This window comes from Pseudomonas sp. LAIL14HWK12:I10, assembly GCF_900184205.1.
GTDB classification, from domain to species: Bacteria; Pseudomonadota; Gammaproteobacteria; order Pseudomonadales; family Pseudomonadaceae; genus Aquipseudomonas; species Aquipseudomonas kermanshahensis.
The window spans coordinates 179,095-195,297 of the sequence record NZ_FXWU01000001.1; the positions used below are offsets into that span (position 1 = coordinate 179,095).

Consider the following 16,203-nt stretch of genomic DNA (forward strand, 5'->3'; position numbering starts at 1 on the left):
AGCGACATAATGTTTCGAGCTTTTGCCTGAATGTTACAAGGCGCTGCCTACACCGCCTCGAGCTTCGCATACCCCAGCATCAGCCACTTGCTGCCTTCGGCAAAATTCACCTGCACACGGGCCTGGGCGCCAGAGCCTTCGAAGTTGAGGATAACCCCTTCGCCGAACACCGCATGCTGCACCCGCTGCCCGAGATTGAAGGCGGTTTGCGGAATGTTGGCATTGGCGAACAGGTTGCTGGTGGTGGCCTTCGCCCCGCCGAACGGGCGGGTGACACTGTTGGACAGGCGCACTTCCTGGACCAGGCCTGCCGGAATCTCGCGTACGAAACGCGACACCTTGTTGTAGGTCTCGCTGCCATACAGGCGACGTGTCTCGGCGTAGGTCATGACCAGCTGGCGCATGGCGCGGGTAATGCCCACGTAGGCCAGGCGACGTTCTTCTTCAAGGCGGCCAGGCTCTTCCAGGCTCATCTTGTGCGGGAACAGGCCTTCTTCCATGCCCACCAGGAACACGTAGGGGAATTCCAGGCCTTTGGCGCTGTGCAAGGTCATCAGCTGTATGCTGTCTTCATGCTCGTCGGCCTGGGTATCGCCCGCTTCGAGCGATGCATGGCCAAGGAAGGCGGAGAGCGGCGAGAGGTCGGCGTCTTCGTCGCTGGACTCGAAGTTGCGCGCAGCGCTGACCAGTTCCTCAAGGTTTTCTACCCGTGCCTGGCCCTTTTCACCCTTTTCTTCCTGGTGATAGAGGATCAGGCCGGACTGTTCGATGGTGACTTGGGTCATGGTATGCAGTGGCATGTCCACAACCTTGGCGGCCAAGCCCTCGATCAACTCGATGAACGCCCCCAGGGCGCTGGCGGCGCGGCCCTTGAGGGCTTTGGCGGCGATCAATTGGCACATCGCCTCCCACATCGACAGCTGGCTGTGGCGGGCGTGGTCGCGGATGGCTTCGACGGTTTTTTCGCCGATACCGCGCGGTGGCACGTTGATAACCCGCTCCAGCGCTGCATCGTTGCCACGGCCTTCGAGCAGGCGCAGGTAGGCCATGGCGTTCTTGATTTCGGCACGTTCGAAGAAGCGCTGGCCGCCGTAGATGCGGTACGGAATGCGTTCGCGCAGCAGGGCTTCTTCCAGTACCCGCGACTGGGCGTTGGAGCGGTACAGAATGGCGATTTCGTTGCGCGCATTGCCTTGCTTGATCAGGCTCTCGATGGTTTCCACCACGTAGCGCGCTTCATCGTGTTCGTTGTAGGCCGCGTAAAGGGTCAGCGGTTCGCCTTCGCCCATGTCGGTCCACAGCTCTTTGCCCAGGCGCCCGCTGTTGTTGGCGATCAAGGCGTTGGCTGCCTTGAGGATGCCGCCGGTGGAGCGGTAGTTCTGCTCCAGGCGGATCATCTCGGCGTCGGGGAAGTCGGCTGTGTACTGGTGGATGTTTTCGATCTTGGCGCCGCGCCAGCCGTAGATCGACTGGTCGTCGTCACCCACCGCCATCAGGCTGTCGCCACCGCGCGCGAGCAGGCGCAACCAGGCGTACTGCACGGCGTTGGTGTCCTGGAACTCGTCCACCAGCACATGGCGGAAGCGCCGCTGGTAATGCTCCAGCAGGCCAGGGTGATCGCGCCACAGGTCCAGGGCACGTAGCAGCAGCTCGGAGAAGTCGATGACCCCGGCGCGCTCACAGGCCTGTTCGTAGGCGGTATAGACGTCGCGCATGGTCGACAGGAACAGGTCACCGCCGGGCTGGATATGCTGGGGGCGCAGGCCTTCGTCTTTCTGCCCGTTGATGAACCACTGCGCCTGGCGTGCTGGCCACTTCTGCTCATCGAGGCCAAGCTCGCGCATCACCCGCTTGACCAAGCGCTGCTGGTCATCGCTGTCGAGAATCTGGAAGTTCTGCACCAGCCGGGCTTCCTGCCAGTGCGCGCGCAGCAGGCGATGGGCCAGGCCGTGGAACGTGCCCACCCACATGCCCGCCGGGTTTATCCCCAGCAACTGCTCGATCCGCTGGCGCATTTCTGCCGCGGCCTTGTTGGTGAAGGTCACCGACAAGATCGAGTGCGGCGAGGCCTGCTCGACCTGGATCAGCCAGGCGATGCGGTGCACCAGCACGCGAGTTTTACCGGAACCGGCGCCGGCAAGCACCAGTTGACGCCCGAGCGAGGCGGCTACGGCCTGGCGTTGGGCGTCATTGAGGGAGTTCAGCAGGAGGGAGAGGTCATCTGTGCGCATCGGGCCATTCTAGGGCGAGGCAAGGGATGGGGCAAACGTCTACTGTATAAATGTTCACCCTGCAGGCCCACCGTTCATCCGAGTGCCCGAGCAAGGGCCTGCCTTAAAGGCAGGCCGGGTGCTCAGTAGGTCACCATGATCTCGCTGATGCTGGTGATCAGGGCGCCATCGTGAAAGATGTCTACCTTGGGGATGTTGCTGTGGTCGCCTGGCATGTTGAAGCTCACCGGCTTTTGCGTGACCACCTGTGGATAAATGCCTTGGTCGGTTTCGAGCGTCAATTCAAGTGCCAGCGCGAAGGACTTGTCTTGTATCTTGCGCAGGCTCAGGGTCGGGTGGATACCGGGGTGGCCAACCATGACGCTGCCGGATACGCGAAATGCGGTAGCGCCAGGCATGTTGTCCATTTGGGCAACCCAGCCTTTAGTGTCGAGGGTCATGTTTCTGTTCTCCGAAGTTGCGCGACGAAGTGCCGCGTGAGCACAGGGTGATGCACCCACGAACATCATCGCAGCCAGAAACAGTTCAGCTGTGCCAATGCCTGCCCTGGTGCGCCAGCAGGCTGTTGGCCTGCTCAGGCCCGTTACTGCCAGCCGCGTAGGGGCGTGGAGCCTGGAAGTGCTCCTCCCAGCCCTTGATGATCGGGTCGATCCAGGCCCAGGCCGCTTCGACCTCATCGCGGCGCATGAACAGCGTCGAATCACCCTCCAAAATGTCCAGCAACAGGCGTTCATAGGCGTCCCAGCGGCGCGTCTGGCCAAATACCTGAGCCAGGTTCAGGTCCAGGTCGACCGGCTCCAGGCGCATGCCCTTGCCAGGGCTCTTGGTCATCATGCGCAAGCTGATACGTTCTTCAGGCTGCAGCTGGATCAGCAGTTGGTTGACCTGGCCGCCGTTGAACAGCTCGTGGGGCACTGGCTTGAACTGGATGACGATCTGCGACGAGCGCCGCGCCATGCGTTTGCCGGTGCGCAGGTAAAAGGGCACGCCGGCCCAGCGCCAGTTGTCGATGTGGGCCTGCACAGCAACGAAGGTCTCGGTGTCGCTGTCGTTGTCCACGTCTTTTTCGAAGTAGTACGCCGGCACTTCCTGCCCGCCGATGCGCCCGGCGCCATATTGGCCGCGTACGGTGGTGTCCTGTACGTCCTGGCCGGTGATCGGCTTCAGGGCACGTAGAATCTTCACTTTCTCGTCCCGCACCGCCTCGGCCTCGAACTGCGCCGGCGGCTCCATGGCCACCAGGCACAGCAACTGCAGCAGGTGGTTCTGCAGCATGTCGCGGGTCGCGCCGGCGCGGTCGTAGTAGCCGCCGCGGTTCTCCACACCCAGGGTTTCGCAGACGCTGATCTGCACATGGTCGACCTGGCTGTTGCGCCAGACCGGCTCCAGCAGGGCGTTGGCGAAACGCAGGGCCATCAGGTTCTGCACGGTCTCCTTGCCCAGGTAGTGGTCGATGCGGAACACCTGGGCTTCCTCGAACACCGCGCCAATCGCTTCATTGATGGCCGTGGCGGACGCGTGTGAATGGCCGATCGGTTTTTCCAGCACGATACGGGCCTCGGGGTCTGCCAGGCCGGCGATGCGCAGGTGGTTGGCGATGGGCACGAACAGGTTGGGGGCGGTGGCCAGGTAGAAGATCCGCGTCAGCCCGCCGGGCTCGCCGAGGTAGCGTGCCAGGCGGCCGAAGTCGGCGCTTTGCGCAGCGTCCATGGCGAAGTAGTCGAGCCGGGCGGAGAACCGCTGCCAGACCTCCTCGTCGAAGTCATTACGGGCAATCTGCGCCCGGCAGTGGCGCTCGGCGAGTTTCAGGTAGTCGTTACGTGGCAGGTTGCGCCGCGCCAGGGCGATGATCCGCACGGCGTTGTTCAGACGAGCCTCGCGAAACAGGTGATAGAGCGCTGGAAGCAGTTTGTGCAGGGCCAGATCGCCGGTACCACCGAAGACCAGAATGTCGCAAGGAATAGTCAAACCACCACTCTCCACGTTCGTTTAACTGGGCGGGTTGGCGCCCATGTAGTATAACTACAAGAAAGCTACATCCCGGCCAGCCGATCATAACCGAGTCCAGCCCGTGAATCTGTTGCAACATATCGCCCAATCGCGCCACCTGCTGCGCAAATCGGAACTGAAAGTGGCCGACCACGTGCTGCTAGACCCGGCTGCCGTCATGCACAGCTCGATGGCCGACTTGGCGCACAACGTGGGTATCAGTGAACCGACCATCGTGCGTTTCTGCCGGGCGATTGGCTGTTCAGGTTTCCAGGACCTCAAGTTGAAGCTGGCGCAGAGCCTGGCCGCCGGGGCCAGTTTTGGCCAGTTCGCCATCCATGAAGATGATTCGGTCGCCGATTACAGCCTGAAGATCTTCGACACTACCTTGCACACGCTGATGGAAGTGCGCGAGCACCTCGACCCGCAGGCGCTGCAGCAGGCCGTGAGCGCGATGGCGCAGGCGCAGCGTGTGGAGTTCTACGGTTTTGGCGCGTCCGGCGCGGTGGCTGCCGATGCCCAGCACAAATTCTTCCGCCTGCTGCTCAGTGCCGCCGCCTATTCCGACCCGCACATGCAGGCCATGTCGGCGGTCACCTTGAAGCCAGGCGATGTAGCAGTGTGCATTTCCCAGTCGGGCCGTTCCAAAGACCTGCTGATCACCGCCAACCTGGTGCGTGAAAGTGGCGCCAACCTGATCACCCTGTGCCCGAGCGCAACCCCGTTGGCGGAGCTTTCCACCGTTAACTTGGCGATCGACGTGCATGAAGACACCGAGATCTACACCCCGCTGACCTCCCGCATTGCGCACCTGGTGGTGATCGATGTGCTGGCCATGGGCGTTGCCATGGCGCGTGGGCCGAGCCTGGTCAACCACCTCAAGAGCGTGAAGCGCAGTTTGCGCAGCCTGCGGTTGTCGCCCAAGTCGATCAAGGCTACCGACGACTGACCCTCGCGATCATCTGCACGGCCCTTTGTAGCAGCAGCCTTGCGCTGCGAAGAGGCCGGTGTAAACGCCATGAATCTTCGCTGCTATCAATGGCCTCTTCGCAGCACAAGGCTGCTCCTACAGCGGGCGCAAGGCCCAGCGATGAAGCCCGCGAAAATTCATGGTTTTGTAACCTCCCCACCGCAAAACCGTAAACCGCCAGCGCCAGTCTGAAACTCCCGCATCCTAACTGGGAGACAGGCAATGGCTCGTGACTTCGACGGTACGTACCAACCCAACGCCAAGGCTCGCAAGCAGCAGGAAAAGGATCAGCGCCGCATGGAGTATCGCCGCGCGATCGAAAGCTACTGCGACCAGCGTCAATTGCTTCGTGACTTGGCCGACTACCCTGAGCTACAAGCACTTACGGTGTGGCAGGCGTCGGCAGCGACTTCCCCGAAAAACGCTCCACAATTGCGCTGATAAGCACGCGTTCGCTGCGGATGAACGCTAAAAATGCCAGGGCCACCGGTGACTGCCGCTTGGCCTTGGCCTGTACCACGCACCAGCTTCGGTACAGCGGCAGTTCCTCCACCGGTAATTCTTTCAGCACCCCCGTTGCCAGCTCCATGTTCAACGCATGGCGGGTCAGCAGGGCGATGCCCAAGCCTGCGATCACACACTCGCGCTGGGCATCGGCCGAGGCCACTTCGAGGGTCTGGGTGAAGTGCACACGCTTGTCCTTGAAGTACTCCTCGCACGCCTTGCGGGTGCCCGAGCCTTGTTCGCGGACCAGCAGGGTATGAGGCTCAAGGTCTTGCAGGCGCAGGTGCTCGAGCTTGCACAGCGGATGGTCCGGCGGGGCCACGGCGACGATCGGGTTGTTCAAGAACGGCAGAAACTCCAGGCCCATGTCCTGCGGCACCATGGACATGATGATCAGGTCGTCACGGTTGTCCGAAAGGCGCCGCATCGCCTGGGCGCGGTTGACCACCGTGAGCGTCAGGTTGACCTCCGGGTGTCGTTGCTTGAAGGCGGCGAACAGGTGTGGCACGAAGTACTTGGCACTGGACTCGATCGCCAGCTTCAGCTGCCCTTGCAGTGAGCCCTGCATGTCCGACAGTTGCATGTCGAGGCTCTCTAGCCGGCCGAAGATGTCGCGGCTGGCGCGCTGCAGCGCTTCGGCCGCTTCGGTCAGGTAGAGCTTCTTGCCGACGTACTCGAACAGCGGCTGGCCGATCAGTTCTTCAAGCTGGCGGATCTGTAGACTAACGGCGGGTTGCGTGAGCGCCATCTCCTCGGCCGCGCGGCTGTACGAGCGCAAATCGCACACTTCGTTGAAGATCTGTAACTGACGTAAAGTCATACGCATCAAGGACTTACGCATTTTTATCCAGGCTCCGGCAAAACCTTGTTACGGCACTATAAGCTTTTGCTAATACTGCCCCTAACAAATATTGATTTTTGTTTATCGACCTACAGCGCTAGGGTGAATGTGCGACTGGCCAGCAACGTCTGGTCACGCGCCGACCGGTAGAACCGGCTCGACTGTTCCTACGGCTTTGGGAAGACTCCAGTGATAAAAAAAATCCTGATCGCCAACCGAGGTGAAATCGCAGTTCGGATCGTGCGTGCCTGCGCCGAGATGGGCATTCGCTCGGTAGCGATCTATTCCGACGCCGACCGTCATGCGCTGCATGTGAAGCGCGCTGACGAGGCCCACAGCATCGGTGCCGAGCCGCTGGCCGGGTACCTGAACCCGCGCAAGCTGGTGAACCTCGCTGTCGAAACCGGTTGTGATGCCCTGCACCCGGGTTACGGTTTCCTGTCGGAAAACGCTGAACTGGCAGAGATCTGCGCCGAGCGCGGGATCAAGTTCATCGGCCCGGCTGCCGAAGTCATTCGCCGCATGGGCGACAAGACCGAAGCGCGCCGCACCATGATCAAGGCCGGCGTCCCGGTCACACCGGGCACCGAAGGTAACGTTGCCGATATCCATGAAGCCCTGAGCGAAGGTGACCGCATCGGTTACCCGGTGATGCTCAAGGCCACCTCCGGCGGTGGCGGCCGCGGTATTCGCCGTTGCAACAGCCGTGAAGAGCTGGAGCAGAACTTCCCCCGGGTGATCTCCGAGGCTACCAAGGCCTTCGGTTCGGCGGAAGTGTTCCTGGAAAAGTGCATCGTCAACCCCAAGCACATCGAGGCGCAGATTCTCGGTGACAGCTTCGGCAACGTGGTGCACCTGTTCGAGCGCGACTGCTCGATCCAGCGCCGTAACCAGAAGCTCATCGAGATCGCCCCAAGCCCACAGCTCACCCCCGAACAGCGCGCCTACATCGGCGACCTGGCGGTGCGTGCAGCCAAGGCTGTGAATTACGAAAACGCCGGTACCGTGGAGTTCTTGCTCGCCGATGGCGAGGTGTACTTCATGGAAATGAACACCCGGGTGCAGGTGGAGCACACCATCACCGAGGAAATCACCGGCATCGACATCGTGCGTGAGCAGATCCGCATCGCGTCGGGCCTGCCGCTGTCGGTCAAGCAGGAAGACATCCAGCACCGCGGCTATGCGCTGCAGTTCCGGATCAACGCCGAAGACCCGAAAAACAACTTCCTGCCCAGCTTTGGCAAGATCACCCGTTACTACGCACCCGGCGGCCCAGGCGTGCGCACCGACACGGCCATCTACACCGGCTACACCATTCCGCCGTTCTACGACTCCATGTGCCTGAAACTAGTGGTCTGGGCATTGACCTGGGAAGAAGCCATGGACCGCGGCCTGCGGGCCCTGGACGACATGCGCGTGCAAGGGGTGAAGACCACTGCAGCGTATTACCAGGAAATCCTGCGCAACCCGGAATTCCGTAGCGGCCAGTTCAACACCAGCTTCGTCGAAAGCCACCCTGAACTGACCAACTACTCGATCAAGCGCAAACCCGAAGAGCTGGCCCTGGCCATCGCCGCCGCCATCGCCGCCCACGCAGGCCTGTGAGGAACCTAATAATGTCCAAGAAAATCCACGTAACCGACACGATCCTGCGCGACGCCCACCAGTCCCTGCTGGCCACCCGCATGCGTACCGAAGACATGCTGCCGATCTGCGATAAGCTCGACAAAGTCGGCTACTGGTCGCTGGAAGTCTGGGGCGGTGCCACCTTCGACGCCTGTGTGCGCTTCCTCAAGGAAGACCCGTGGGAGCGCCTGCGCAAGCTGCGCGCCGCGCTGCCCAACACCCGCCTGCAAATGCTGCTGCGCGGCCAGAACCTGCTGGGCTACCGCCACTACAGCGATGACGTGGTCAAAGCCTTTGTCGCCAAGGCCGCCGTCAACGGCATCGATGTGTTCCGCATCTTCGACGCCATGAACGATGTGCGTAACCTGCGCGTGGCCATCGAAGCGGTCAAAGCCGCCGGCAAGCACGCCCAGGGCACCATCGCCTACACCACCAGCCCGGTGCACACCATCGAAGCCTTCGTGAACCAGGCCAAGCAGATGGAAGCCATGGGTTGCGACTCGGTGGCGATCAAGGACATGGCCGGCCTGCTGACCCCGTTTGCCACGGGCGAGCTGGTCAAGGCACTGAAGGCCGAGCAGTCGCTGCCGGTGTTCATCCACTCCCACGACACCGCTGGCCTGGCTGCCATGTGCCAGCTCAAGGCTGTGGAAAACGGTGCCGACCACATCGACACCGCAATCTCCAGCTTCGCCTGGGGCACCAGCCACCCGGGTACCGAGTCGATGGTCGCGGCGCTCAAGGGCAGCGAGTTCGACACCGGCCTGGACCTGGAGCTGCTGCAGGAAATCGGCCTGTACTTCTACGCCGTGCGCAAGAAGTACCACCAGTTCGAAAGCGAGTTCACCGCGGTGGACACCCGCGTGCAGGTCAACCAGGTGCCGGGCGGCATGATTTCCAACCTGGCCAACCAGCTCAAGGAGCAGGGCGCCCTCAACCGCATGAACGAAGTGCTGGCGGAAATCCCGCGGGTGCGTGAAGACCTCGGCTTCCCTCCGCTGGTGACCCCGACTTCGCAAATCGTCGGTACCCAGGCGTTCTTCAACGTGCTGGCCGGCGAGCGCTACAAGACCATCACCAACGAGGTGAAGCTGTACCTGCAAGGCGGTTACGGCAAGGCCCCGGGCGTGGTCAACGAGCAACTGCGCCGCCAGGCCATTGGCAGCGAAGAAGTGATCGACGTGCGCCCGGCCGACCTGCTCAAGCCAGAAATGACCAAGCTGCGTAACGACATCGGCGCCCTGGCGCGTTGCGAAGAAGACGTGCTGACCTTCGCCATGTTCCCGGACATCGGCCGTAAGTTCCTCGAAGAGCGTGAAGCCGGCACCCTGACCCCAGAACCCCTGTTGCCGATCCCGGAAGCTGGCGCCATTGCCGCACCTGGCGGCGAAGGCGTGCCGACCGAGTTCGTCATCGACGTGCACGGCGAAACCTACCGTGTGGACATCACCGGTGTGGGCGTCAAGGCAGAGGGCAAGCGCCACTTCTACCTGTCGATCGACGGCATGCCGGAAGAAGTGGTGTTCGAGCCGCTCAACGAGTTCGTCGGCGGCGGCGGCAGCAAGCGCAAGCAGGCCACCGACCCTGGCCATGTCAGCACCACCATGCCTGGCAACATCGTCGATGTACTGGTCAAGGAAGGCGACATGGTCAAGGCCGGCCAGGCGGTGCTGATCACCGAAGCCATGAAGATGGAGACCGAAGTGCAGGCAGCGATCGCCGGCAAAGTCGTGGCCATCCACGTGGCCAAGGGCGACCGCGTGACCCCGGGCGAGATCCTGATCGAGATCGAAGGTTGATAAAAACCTTCAGCTAAAAACGGTTTACCTCTGGGGAGCGGATGCTCCCCTTTTTTATGCATTAAATTGCATATTTTGAACGGTAGTCGTCGAAAATATGCATTTTAATGCATAAATAGTGGGTTTATGGCCGTCAAATATGCACTATATTGCAGGTGTTGCTGCCTGTGGGCCTTGGTCATGTACTCGATAACGCTACAAATCTACGCTGATTGCGCTTGGCAAGATGCGATGACGCTCTCTTTCGCTCAGCCGGAACAGGGCTTCGTCGGCCCTTGCTCAATTGCCTATGAATCGTCCTACATCAGGGCCAACCTTGATGCTTACCAGAGCCAGTTCGCGAAAGCGGTAAGTGCTCGCTTGCCTGTGGATTTCGATAGTTTTTCGCTCTCCGAAGCCCCTGCATTCATCCATGACATCGCGCCTTCGGGGGCTGCGAAGCGATTTCTGCTGGCGCATATGGGGCGAGAGAAACCGGAGGGCCTGAGTGACGACATGTTCCTGCTAGCCAGAAGCACACCAGCTCCAATAGGTAACCTGCGGGTCAAGGAGTCGATGGCGCACCTCGACACGCGTGAGCCGATGGGGTTCAGCAGGCAGGATGTGGTCAGTCGTGATCAGCAATTTCTCGAGTACGCGTATGAGCAGGGCGCGGCAATAGGCGGAGCGACCGGCGCGGGGGGAGAGGCGCCCAAACTGTTGATGACAGAAGGCCAAGACGGTCTGCTGTACCCAGATGCTGCCCTTGCGGATGCACAGGCCAGACGACATTGGTTCATCAAATTCGCTCGCAACCAAGCCCTTAAAAATGATCAGGAAATACTCAGGGCCGAGTACCTGTATTACCGGGCATTGCACACGCTGGGTATCGAGACGGTGGCCACCGATGAAATGGCCTTGGAAGAGGGTGAGAAACCCAGTCTCTGGATGCGCAGGTTCGACCGCAAAGTGGCTGAACATGGCGTAGAGCGACTTGCCGTGGAGTCTATCTATTCGTTGGCCGGCATCACCCTGCCCGGTAGCCGGCTGGACCACCGGGACGTGCTGATGGGGTTGGTACGGCTCTGGAAAGAGGCCGGTCAAGAGCAACAGGTAAATGACCTGATTGCCGAGTACCTGCGCCGAGACCTGATCAACAAGATACTGGGCAACTCGGACAATCATGGGCGCAACATGGCCGTCATTCGCGATGATGACAGGTTGCGGTTGGCGCCGATCTACGATTTGGCGCCCATGGTGTTGGATGCCGAAGGTGTCACCCGCACGACCAAATGGTCATCCGATATTGAGCGTGCTGGAGAGGTCGACTGGCGCAGGGCGTGTGAGAGCCTGTCGCCATTGATCAGTCCTGAGCAGGCGTTCGAGCAATTGCGTCAGGATGCGGCTCTGCTGTTGGCACTTCCGGATCTGCTCCGCGACTCTGGCTTGCCGGAGGTGGTGATGAATCATCCTGCTGTCGCGCTAAGACAACTCGAGCAGCGTTTTAGAGGGTGGGGCCTGCTATGACACTGACACCCGAGCAACGGGCCAAAGTCATTGATGATGTTCAGCAATGGATCGCCGACGGTACGTGGGACATGGGTACGGCAGTACGTCATTTGCGCGTGACGGTGGCAGGGCTTCAACAGTCCCAGTTTGCTCGCATGTGCAAGGTATCGTTGCGCACCCTTATCCAGATCGAGGGGGGCGAGGGCAACCCTACTCTCAAATCAATGAATGCCGTACTTCGCCCGTTTGGTCTTCAGGTAGGCGTGGTCAGACGCCAGCGTCAGGTCATCTGACGCCGGCGTTCAGTGCTGATAGCCCTTGCCAAAATGCCGCTCCAGCTTGGCCTGCACCAGTTCCAGCAAAATCGACAGCACCCAGTAGATCACCGCTGCGGTCGTCAGCATCTCCAGGTAGCGGTAGCTGGAACGGCCATAGGACTGGGCCAGGAACATCACTTCCCACACGCCCATCACCGAAATCAGCGACGAGTCCTTGAGCATCGAAATGAACTGGTTGGCGCTTGGCGGGATGATGGTGCGCATGGCCTGGGGCAGGGTGACGTGCCAGAAGATCTGCGCAGGGCCGAGGCCTAGCGCCATCGCCGCCTGGCGTTGCCCGGGGGCCACGCCAAGAATGCCGGCTCGGAAGATTTCGCTGAGGTAGGCGCCATAGTTCAGCGACAGGGCGATGATGCCGGCACTGATGGCCCCAGGCACCACACCGAGCTGCGGCAAGCCGAGGTAGATCAGCAGGATCTGGATCAGCAGCGGTGTGCCACGGAAGAACGACGTGTAGAAGCTGGCGATGCCCAGCAGCACTGCGCTGCTCGACAGGCGTGCCAGCGCTGCAGCGAAGCCCAGTGCCACGGAAACGACGATGGAGCACACGCACAGGAACAGGGTCAGTGCCGCGCCCTGCAAGAAGCCGTTCGGCCCCAGCTTGAACCCCGCCAGATACGGGAATTTCTCGACAATGATCGAAAACTTGAGATCAAAGCTCAGGAAAAACGCGGCAAACAGCACAAACAGCCCAACCCAGGTCAGGTATAGGCGTGTGCGGAATCCGAACAGTCCAGCGCCCGAGGTTTTGGCAGTCGGGCGAGGGGCAGGTTGATGAGCACTCATTTACTGATATCGGCGCCGATCCATTTCTGGGACAGCTTGGCCAAGGTACCGTCGGCCTTGAGCTCGGCGAAAACTTGGCGCAGCTTGGCATCCCACTCCGGGTCGCCTTTTTCGATGGCCACCGAGTTGGGTTCTTCATAAAGCGGCGCGCCGGCCAGTTTGAAGCGTTTGTCCTGGTCGAGGCGGGGCTGGGCGGTGACCAGGTTGGTCAGGATCGCGTCCAGGCGCACGCCGGCACCCAGGCCCAGGTCCTGGAAGGCGACGTTGTCGGTGTCGTAGGGGGCGATTTGCACCATTTCGAAGGGGTAATCGATTTTTTTGTCTTCGTTGCCTTCGATGACCAGGTTCTTGTTCAGGTAGCTCTCGTAGCTGGATGCGCTGGTCAAGCCGACCTTGCGGCCATCCAGGTCCTTGGCCGAATGAATGCGATCGTCCTTGGCGTTGACCACGATCACGGCGGGCGAGGCGTAGTACTCGACCGGGAAATCAAACACCTCGGCGCGCGCCTTGCTTGGCGTCATGGAGCAGATGCAAAGGTCGTAGCGGCCACTCCAGCGGCCCGCGGCAATCACATCCCAGGACGGCGTTTCCAGGCGCAGCTTGACGCCCAGTTTTTCGGCCACGGCCTTGGCCACATCCACGTCAAAACCATCGAGCTGGTTCTGCGCGTTCAGGAACGAGAACGGCGGATAGCTTTCCATCAGCACGTTGACCATTTCCTTGCGCGATTCCACTCGGTCCAACGTGGCGCCTGCGAAGGCTTGAGTGGTGGCACACAGGGCGATGAGGCCGGTGCCGAGCAAGGTAAGCAAGCGCATGGAAGTACCTGAAAAAGTTGTTGGACAATCGGTGCTGGGTATTTAATAGTTATAACAAGTTACACACTAATGAATTTTATTCATAAACATATAAGTGATAGTCATATGGGCGAACGATCGCTGGTAATTCTGGATGGCGGTATGGGGCGAGAGCTGCAGCGTCGTGGTGCGCCGTTTCGGCAGCCCGAGTGGTCAGCGCTGGCCTTGAGCGAAGCACCTGAGGCGGTGCTGGCGGTGCATACGGCGTATATCGAGGCCGGGGCTCAGGTCATCACCAGCAACAGCTATGCAGTAGTGCCCTTCCATATTGGTGAAGAGCGGTTCGCCCAGGAAGGGCGCACCTTGGCTGCAACGGCGGGGCAATTGGCCCGTGCGGCAGCCGATGCGGCTGCCGCGCCGGTACGCGTGGCCGGTTCGCTGCCGCCGTTGTTCGGCTCTTATCGCCCGGACCTGTATCAGCCCGAGCGCGTCGCCGAAGTGCTGACCCCCCTGCTGGCAGGCCTGTCCCCCTACGTGGACCTGTGGCTGGCAGAAACCCAGAGCTCGATCGAAGAAGTTCGGGCCATCGGCGCGCAACTGCCCCAGGACGGCAGGCCGTTCTGGGTATCGTTCACGCTGCAGGACGAAGGTGACATCGACGTGCCGCGGCTGCGTTCCGGACAAACGGTCGCCGACGCGGCCGAAGCGATTGCCGGGCTGGGTGTCAGTACGCTGTTGTTCAACTGCAGCCAGCCTGAGGTGATTGGCGCGGCGCTGGATGTAGCGCGCGAGACGTTCGAGCGCCTGGGCGTGGACATCGCCATCGGCGCCTACGCCAATGCCTTCCCGCCACAGCCCAAAGACGCCACCGCCAACGATGGCCTCGATGAGCTGCGTGAAGACCTTGACCCACCGGGCTACCTGAGCTGGGCCAGCAACTGGCGGCAACGCGGCGCGAGCCTGCTCGGCGGTTGCTGTGGGATTGGCCCGGAGCACATTTCGGCGCTCAAGGCCAACCTGGCCTGATCACCCGTTGCGGCAGGCTTCCAGCGTCCTGGCTTGCCCCTCAGGGCGCTGGTTGTCGGCACTCAACCAGCGCTCGAACCCTGCCGCTACCTGTGGCCATTCATCATCGGTAATCGAGTACCACGCGGTGTCGCGGTTGTGGTCCTTGACCACTAGGTGCTTGCGGAAAACCCCTTCGTAGACAAAGCCAAACCGTTCTGCCGCGCGCTTGGAGCGGGCATTGGCGTTGTTGCACTTCCACTCGAGCCTGCGGTTGCCCAGCTCGAACGCCCGCTTGCCCAGCAGGTACACCGCTTCGGTGCCCTTGGGCGTGCGCTGCATGGCGGCGCCGAAGGCGATGTGGCCGATCTCGATGCGGCCATGGTCGGGCACGATCGACATCAGGCTGAGAATGCCCTGGGCCTGGCCGGTGGGGCGGTCGATGACGGTAAAGAACAACGGGTCTGGGCTGGCGGCATGGCCTTGCAGCCAGCGGTCGAAGGCGCCGCGTTCCGGGAATGGCCCATAAGGCAGGTAATCCCACAGAACCGGGTCTGCATCCGGGCCTTGCAGTACGTCCCAGAGGTCGTCGCCGTGGTGCGCCGGGTCGAGTTTTTCCAGGCGGATGAAGCGGCCCTCGATGGGCGCTGCCGTGGGCGCGGTGGCGGGTTTCCAGTTCAGTGCGTCAGTCATGTCGTGCCTACAGCCCTTTGCGGAATTGAATGAAGCCCGGCCGCTCGGCGACCTGTTGGTACAGGCTGATGGCGGTGGCGTTGGTCTCGTGGGTCAGCCAGTGCACCTTAGCGCAGTTGGCAGCTTTGGCAGTGGCGTAGACATGCTCGATCAGTTGGCGGCCGATGCCCAGGCCACGCTGCGTGTTAACCACATAAAGGTCCTGCAGGTAGCACGAATTTTCGATGCTCCAGTTGGAACGATGATAGATCCAGTTGACCATTCCTACGGCTTTGCCATCGACCCAGGCCAGGGCCGAATGGGTCGGCTCGTTGGGGTCGAGCAGGCGCTGCCAGGTGTTGGCGCTGACCGCTTCGGCCAACTCGGTTTCGTAGAAGCGTAAGTAGGCCTGCCACAGGGCAAGCCAGGCTGCATGGTCGTTGGCGCTGACGGGGCGCAGAGTGACGCTGGGCATGGGCTTTTCCTTCAGAGTTGGCGCATGTGCGCCGCCAGTTGGTTGTCAGGGTAGTCGGCACTGCCGCTCAGGCCTTCACGCACGCCTGCGATGTCCTCGGCCGAACGGTTTTGGCTGAGCTTGCGGGCGCCTTGCAGGCGGGCGATCGGCAGGCGTATGCCGACAATGGCGCGCAGCATGCCGTCGATGTAGTCGCTGGGGGCGTCGGAGACCTTCCAGGGTTCACTGCGGCCCTGCTCGTGACGGTCGGTCAGGCGGCTGACGATCTGCAGCAGGGGCGCGGCTTCGTGGATCACTTCAACAGGGCCGTAGGCGTGCACCGCCAAGTAGTTCCAGGTCGGTACCACCTTGGGGTTCTCGGCCTTGCTGGGGTAGTAGCTGGGGCTGACATAAGCGTCAGCGCCGGGGAACACCAGCAGCGCTTCAGTGCCTTGCTCCAGGTCTTTCCACTGAGCATTGGCCCGCGCCAAGTGCGCGTAGACCGTGCCGAACTCACCTTGCTCGGGGTCGATCAACACCGGCAGGTGGGTGGCCAGCAGCCCGTGTTCGCCGTGGCTGATAAGCACGGCAAGGCGAGTATCGGCCATGTGCTGGTGCAGGCGATCGAGGTCGTGTTCCTGGTGGGGCTTGCTGTTGTACATGGTGGGTTCCTTGTCGAATGGCCCCATCCTAGGCAGGCTAT

At 61.4% G+C, this 16,203-nt stretch carries 16 protein-coding genes; 7 read left to right on the plus strand and 9 right to left on the minus strand.

Annotated elements, in window-relative coordinates; all coding sequences use genetic code 11:
* Positions 1–47: 47 nt before the first annotated feature.
* From uvrD to zwf, 3 genes are all read right to left on the minus strand, one after another.
* Positions 48–2,231 carry a DNA helicase II gene (gene uvrD / locus QOS90_RS00880; protein WP_027592099.1) on the minus strand — a complete coding sequence of 728 codons (2,184 nt, stop codon included), beginning with the start codon at positions 2,229–2,231 and terminating at the stop codon, positions 48–50.
* 122 nt (positions 2,232–2,353) lie between these two features.
* The gene (locus QOS90_RS00885) at positions 2,354–2,671 is read right to left on the minus strand and encodes a hypothetical protein (protein ID WP_027592100.1); all 318 of its coding nucleotides are present in this window, start codon (positions 2,669–2,671) and stop codon (positions 2,354–2,356) included.
* Between the two features lie 85 nt (positions 2,672–2,756).
* Complete coding sequence (zwf, locus tag QOS90_RS00890) at positions 2,757–4,199, minus strand: glucose-6-phosphate dehydrogenase (protein ID WP_027592101.1); 1,443 nt, start codon at positions 4,197–4,199, stop codon at positions 2,757–2,759.
* A gap of 103 nt (positions 4,200–4,302) precedes the next feature.
* On the opposite strand from zwf, the gene hexR reads away from it, so the two are divergent.
* Together hexR and QOS90_RS00900 are read left to right on the plus strand one after the other, a co-directional pair.
* Entirely contained in the window at positions 4,303–5,169 is an 867-nt protein-coding gene (gene hexR, locus QOS90_RS00895) for a transcriptional regulator HexR (protein WP_027592102.1), read from the plus strand.
* 243 nt (positions 5,170–5,412) lie between these two features.
* On the plus strand, positions 5,413–5,631 hold the full coding sequence (locus tag QOS90_RS00900) for a PA3496 family putative envelope integrity protein (RefSeq protein ID WP_081717438.1): 219 nt from the start codon (positions 5,413–5,415) through the stop codon (positions 5,629–5,631).
* On the opposite strand, the gene QOS90_RS00905 is transcribed toward QOS90_RS00900, so the two are convergent.
* On the minus strand, positions 5,573–6,535 hold the full coding sequence (locus QOS90_RS00905; protein WP_085272150.1) for a LysR family transcriptional regulator: 963 nt from the start codon (positions 6,533–6,535) through the stop codon (positions 5,573–5,575). The genes QOS90_RS00900 and QOS90_RS00905 overlap by 59 nt on opposite strands.
* Positions 6,536–6,724: 189 nt before the next feature.
* Between QOS90_RS00905 and QOS90_RS00910 the strand changes: the two genes are divergently transcribed.
* The 4 genes from QOS90_RS00910 to QOS90_RS00925 all read left to right on the plus strand — a co-directional run bounded on the left by QOS90_RS00910 (position 6,725) and on the right by QOS90_RS00925 (position 11,741).
* Positions 6,725–8,140: an acetyl-CoA carboxylase biotin carboxylase subunit gene (locus tag QOS90_RS00910; protein ID WP_027592104.1), complete on the plus strand. Its 1,416-nt coding sequence runs from the start codon at positions 6,725–6,727 to the stop codon at positions 8,138–8,140.
* An 11-nt stretch (positions 8,141–8,151) separates the two neighbouring features.
* Positions 8,152–9,960, plus strand: a complete 1,809-nt coding sequence (oadA, locus tag QOS90_RS00915) for a sodium-extruding oxaloacetate decarboxylase subunit alpha (RefSeq protein WP_085272151.1) — start codon at positions 8,152–8,154, stop codon at positions 9,958–9,960.
* A 180-nt stretch (positions 9,961–10,140) separates the two neighbouring features.
* The gene (locus QOS90_RS00920; RefSeq protein ID WP_085272152.1) at positions 10,141–11,466 is read left to right on the plus strand and encodes a type II toxin-antitoxin system HipA family toxin; all 1,326 of its coding nucleotides are present in this window, start codon (positions 10,141–10,143) and stop codon (positions 11,464–11,466) included.
* Entirely contained in the window at positions 11,463–11,741 is a 279-nt protein-coding gene (locus QOS90_RS00925; RefSeq protein WP_027592107.1) for a helix-turn-helix transcriptional regulator, read from the plus strand. The genes QOS90_RS00920 and QOS90_RS00925 overlap by 4 nt, the downstream gene beginning before the upstream one ends.
* Before the next feature lie 9 nt (positions 11,742–11,750).
* On the opposite strand, the gene QOS90_RS00930 is transcribed toward QOS90_RS00925, so the two are convergent.
* Positions 11,751–12,572 (minus strand): amino acid ABC transporter permease, encoded by an 822-nt coding sequence (locus QOS90_RS00930; protein ID WP_085272153.1) that lies wholly within the window; start codon positions 12,570–12,572, stop codon positions 11,751–11,753.
* Positions 12,569–13,390: an ABC transporter substrate-binding protein gene (locus QOS90_RS00935; RefSeq protein ID WP_027592109.1), complete on the minus strand. Its 822-nt coding sequence runs from the start codon at positions 13,388–13,390 to the stop codon at positions 12,569–12,571. Before QOS90_RS00935 ends, QOS90_RS00930 begins: the two co-directional genes overlap by 4 nt.
* A 105-nt stretch (positions 13,391–13,495) precedes the next feature.
* On the opposite strand from QOS90_RS00935, the gene QOS90_RS00940 reads away from it, so the two are divergent.
* Positions 13,496–14,395 carry a homocysteine S-methyltransferase family protein gene (locus QOS90_RS00940; RefSeq protein WP_033693890.1) on the plus strand — a complete coding sequence of 300 codons (900 nt, stop codon included), beginning with the start codon at positions 13,496–13,498 and terminating at the stop codon, positions 14,393–14,395.
* On the opposite strand, the gene QOS90_RS00945 is transcribed toward QOS90_RS00940, so the two are convergent.
* Genes QOS90_RS00945 through QOS90_RS00955 form a run of 3 tightly spaced genes read right to left on the minus strand, consistent with a single transcriptional unit; the run spans position 14,396 to position 16,162 of the window.
* Positions 14,396–15,067, minus strand: coding sequence for a GNAT family N-acetyltransferase (locus tag QOS90_RS00945; RefSeq protein ID WP_085272154.1), 672 nt, complete (start codon positions 15,065–15,067; stop codon positions 14,396–14,398). It lies immediately after the preceding gene.
* Between the two features lie 7 nt (positions 15,068–15,074).
* Positions 15,075–15,521: a GNAT family N-acetyltransferase gene (locus tag QOS90_RS00950; RefSeq protein WP_027592112.1), complete on the minus strand. Its 447-nt coding sequence runs from the start codon at positions 15,519–15,521 to the stop codon at positions 15,075–15,077.
* A gap of 11 nt (positions 15,522–15,532) precedes the next feature.
* Positions 15,533–16,162, minus strand: coding sequence for an FMN-binding negative transcriptional regulator (locus tag QOS90_RS00955; RefSeq protein WP_027592113.1), 630 nt, complete (start codon positions 16,160–16,162; stop codon positions 15,533–15,535).
* Between the last annotated feature and the right edge of the window lie 41 nt (positions 16,163–16,203).

Excerpts from the sequence above, each read along its gene's own strand:
- uvrD (WP_027592099.1), bottom strand. The coding sequence starts at position 2,231 with ATGCGCACAGATGACCTCTCCCTCCTGCTGAACTCCCTCAATGACGCC.
- QOS90_RS00885 (WP_027592100.1), bottom strand. The coding sequence starts at position 2,671 with ATGACCCTCGACACTAAAGGCTGGGTTGCCCAAATGGACAACATGCCT.
- QOS90_RS00900 (WP_081717438.1), top strand. The coding sequence starts at position 5,413 with ATGGCTCGTGACTTCGACGGTACGTACCAACCCAACGCCAAGGCTCGC.
- QOS90_RS00905 (WP_085272150.1), bottom strand. The coding sequence starts at position 6,535 with ATGCGTAAGTCCTTGATGCGTATGACTTTACGTCAGTTACAGATCTTC.
- oadA (WP_085272151.1), top strand. The coding sequence starts at position 8,152 with ATGTCCAAGAAAATCCACGTAACCGACACGATCCTGCGCGACGCCCAC.
- QOS90_RS00920 (WP_085272152.1), top strand. The coding sequence starts at position 10,141 with ATGTACTCGATAACGCTACAAATCTACGCTGATTGCGCTTGGCAAGAT.
- QOS90_RS00925 (WP_027592107.1), top strand. The coding sequence starts at position 11,463 with ATGACACTGACACCCGAGCAACGGGCCAAAGTCATTGATGATGTTCAG.
- QOS90_RS00930 (WP_085272153.1), bottom strand. The coding sequence starts at position 12,572 with ATGAGTGCTCATCAACCTGCCCCTCGCCCGACTGCCAAAACCTCGGGC.
- QOS90_RS00935 (WP_027592109.1), bottom strand. The coding sequence starts at position 13,390 with ATGCGCTTGCTTACCTTGCTCGGCACCGGCCTCATCGCCCTGTGTGCC.
- QOS90_RS00940 (WP_033693890.1), top strand. The coding sequence starts at position 13,496 with ATGGGCGAACGATCGCTGGTAATTCTGGATGGCGGTATGGGGCGAGAG.
- QOS90_RS00945 (WP_085272154.1), bottom strand. The coding sequence starts at position 15,067 with ATGACTGACGCACTGAACTGGAAACCCGCCACCGCGCCCACGGCAGCG.
- QOS90_RS00950 (WP_027592112.1), bottom strand. The coding sequence starts at position 15,521 with ATGCCCAGCGTCACTCTGCGCCCCGTCAGCGCCAACGACCATGCAGCC.
- QOS90_RS00955 (WP_027592113.1), bottom strand. The coding sequence starts at position 16,162 with ATGTACAACAGCAAGCCCCACCAGGAACACGACCTCGATCGCCTGCAC.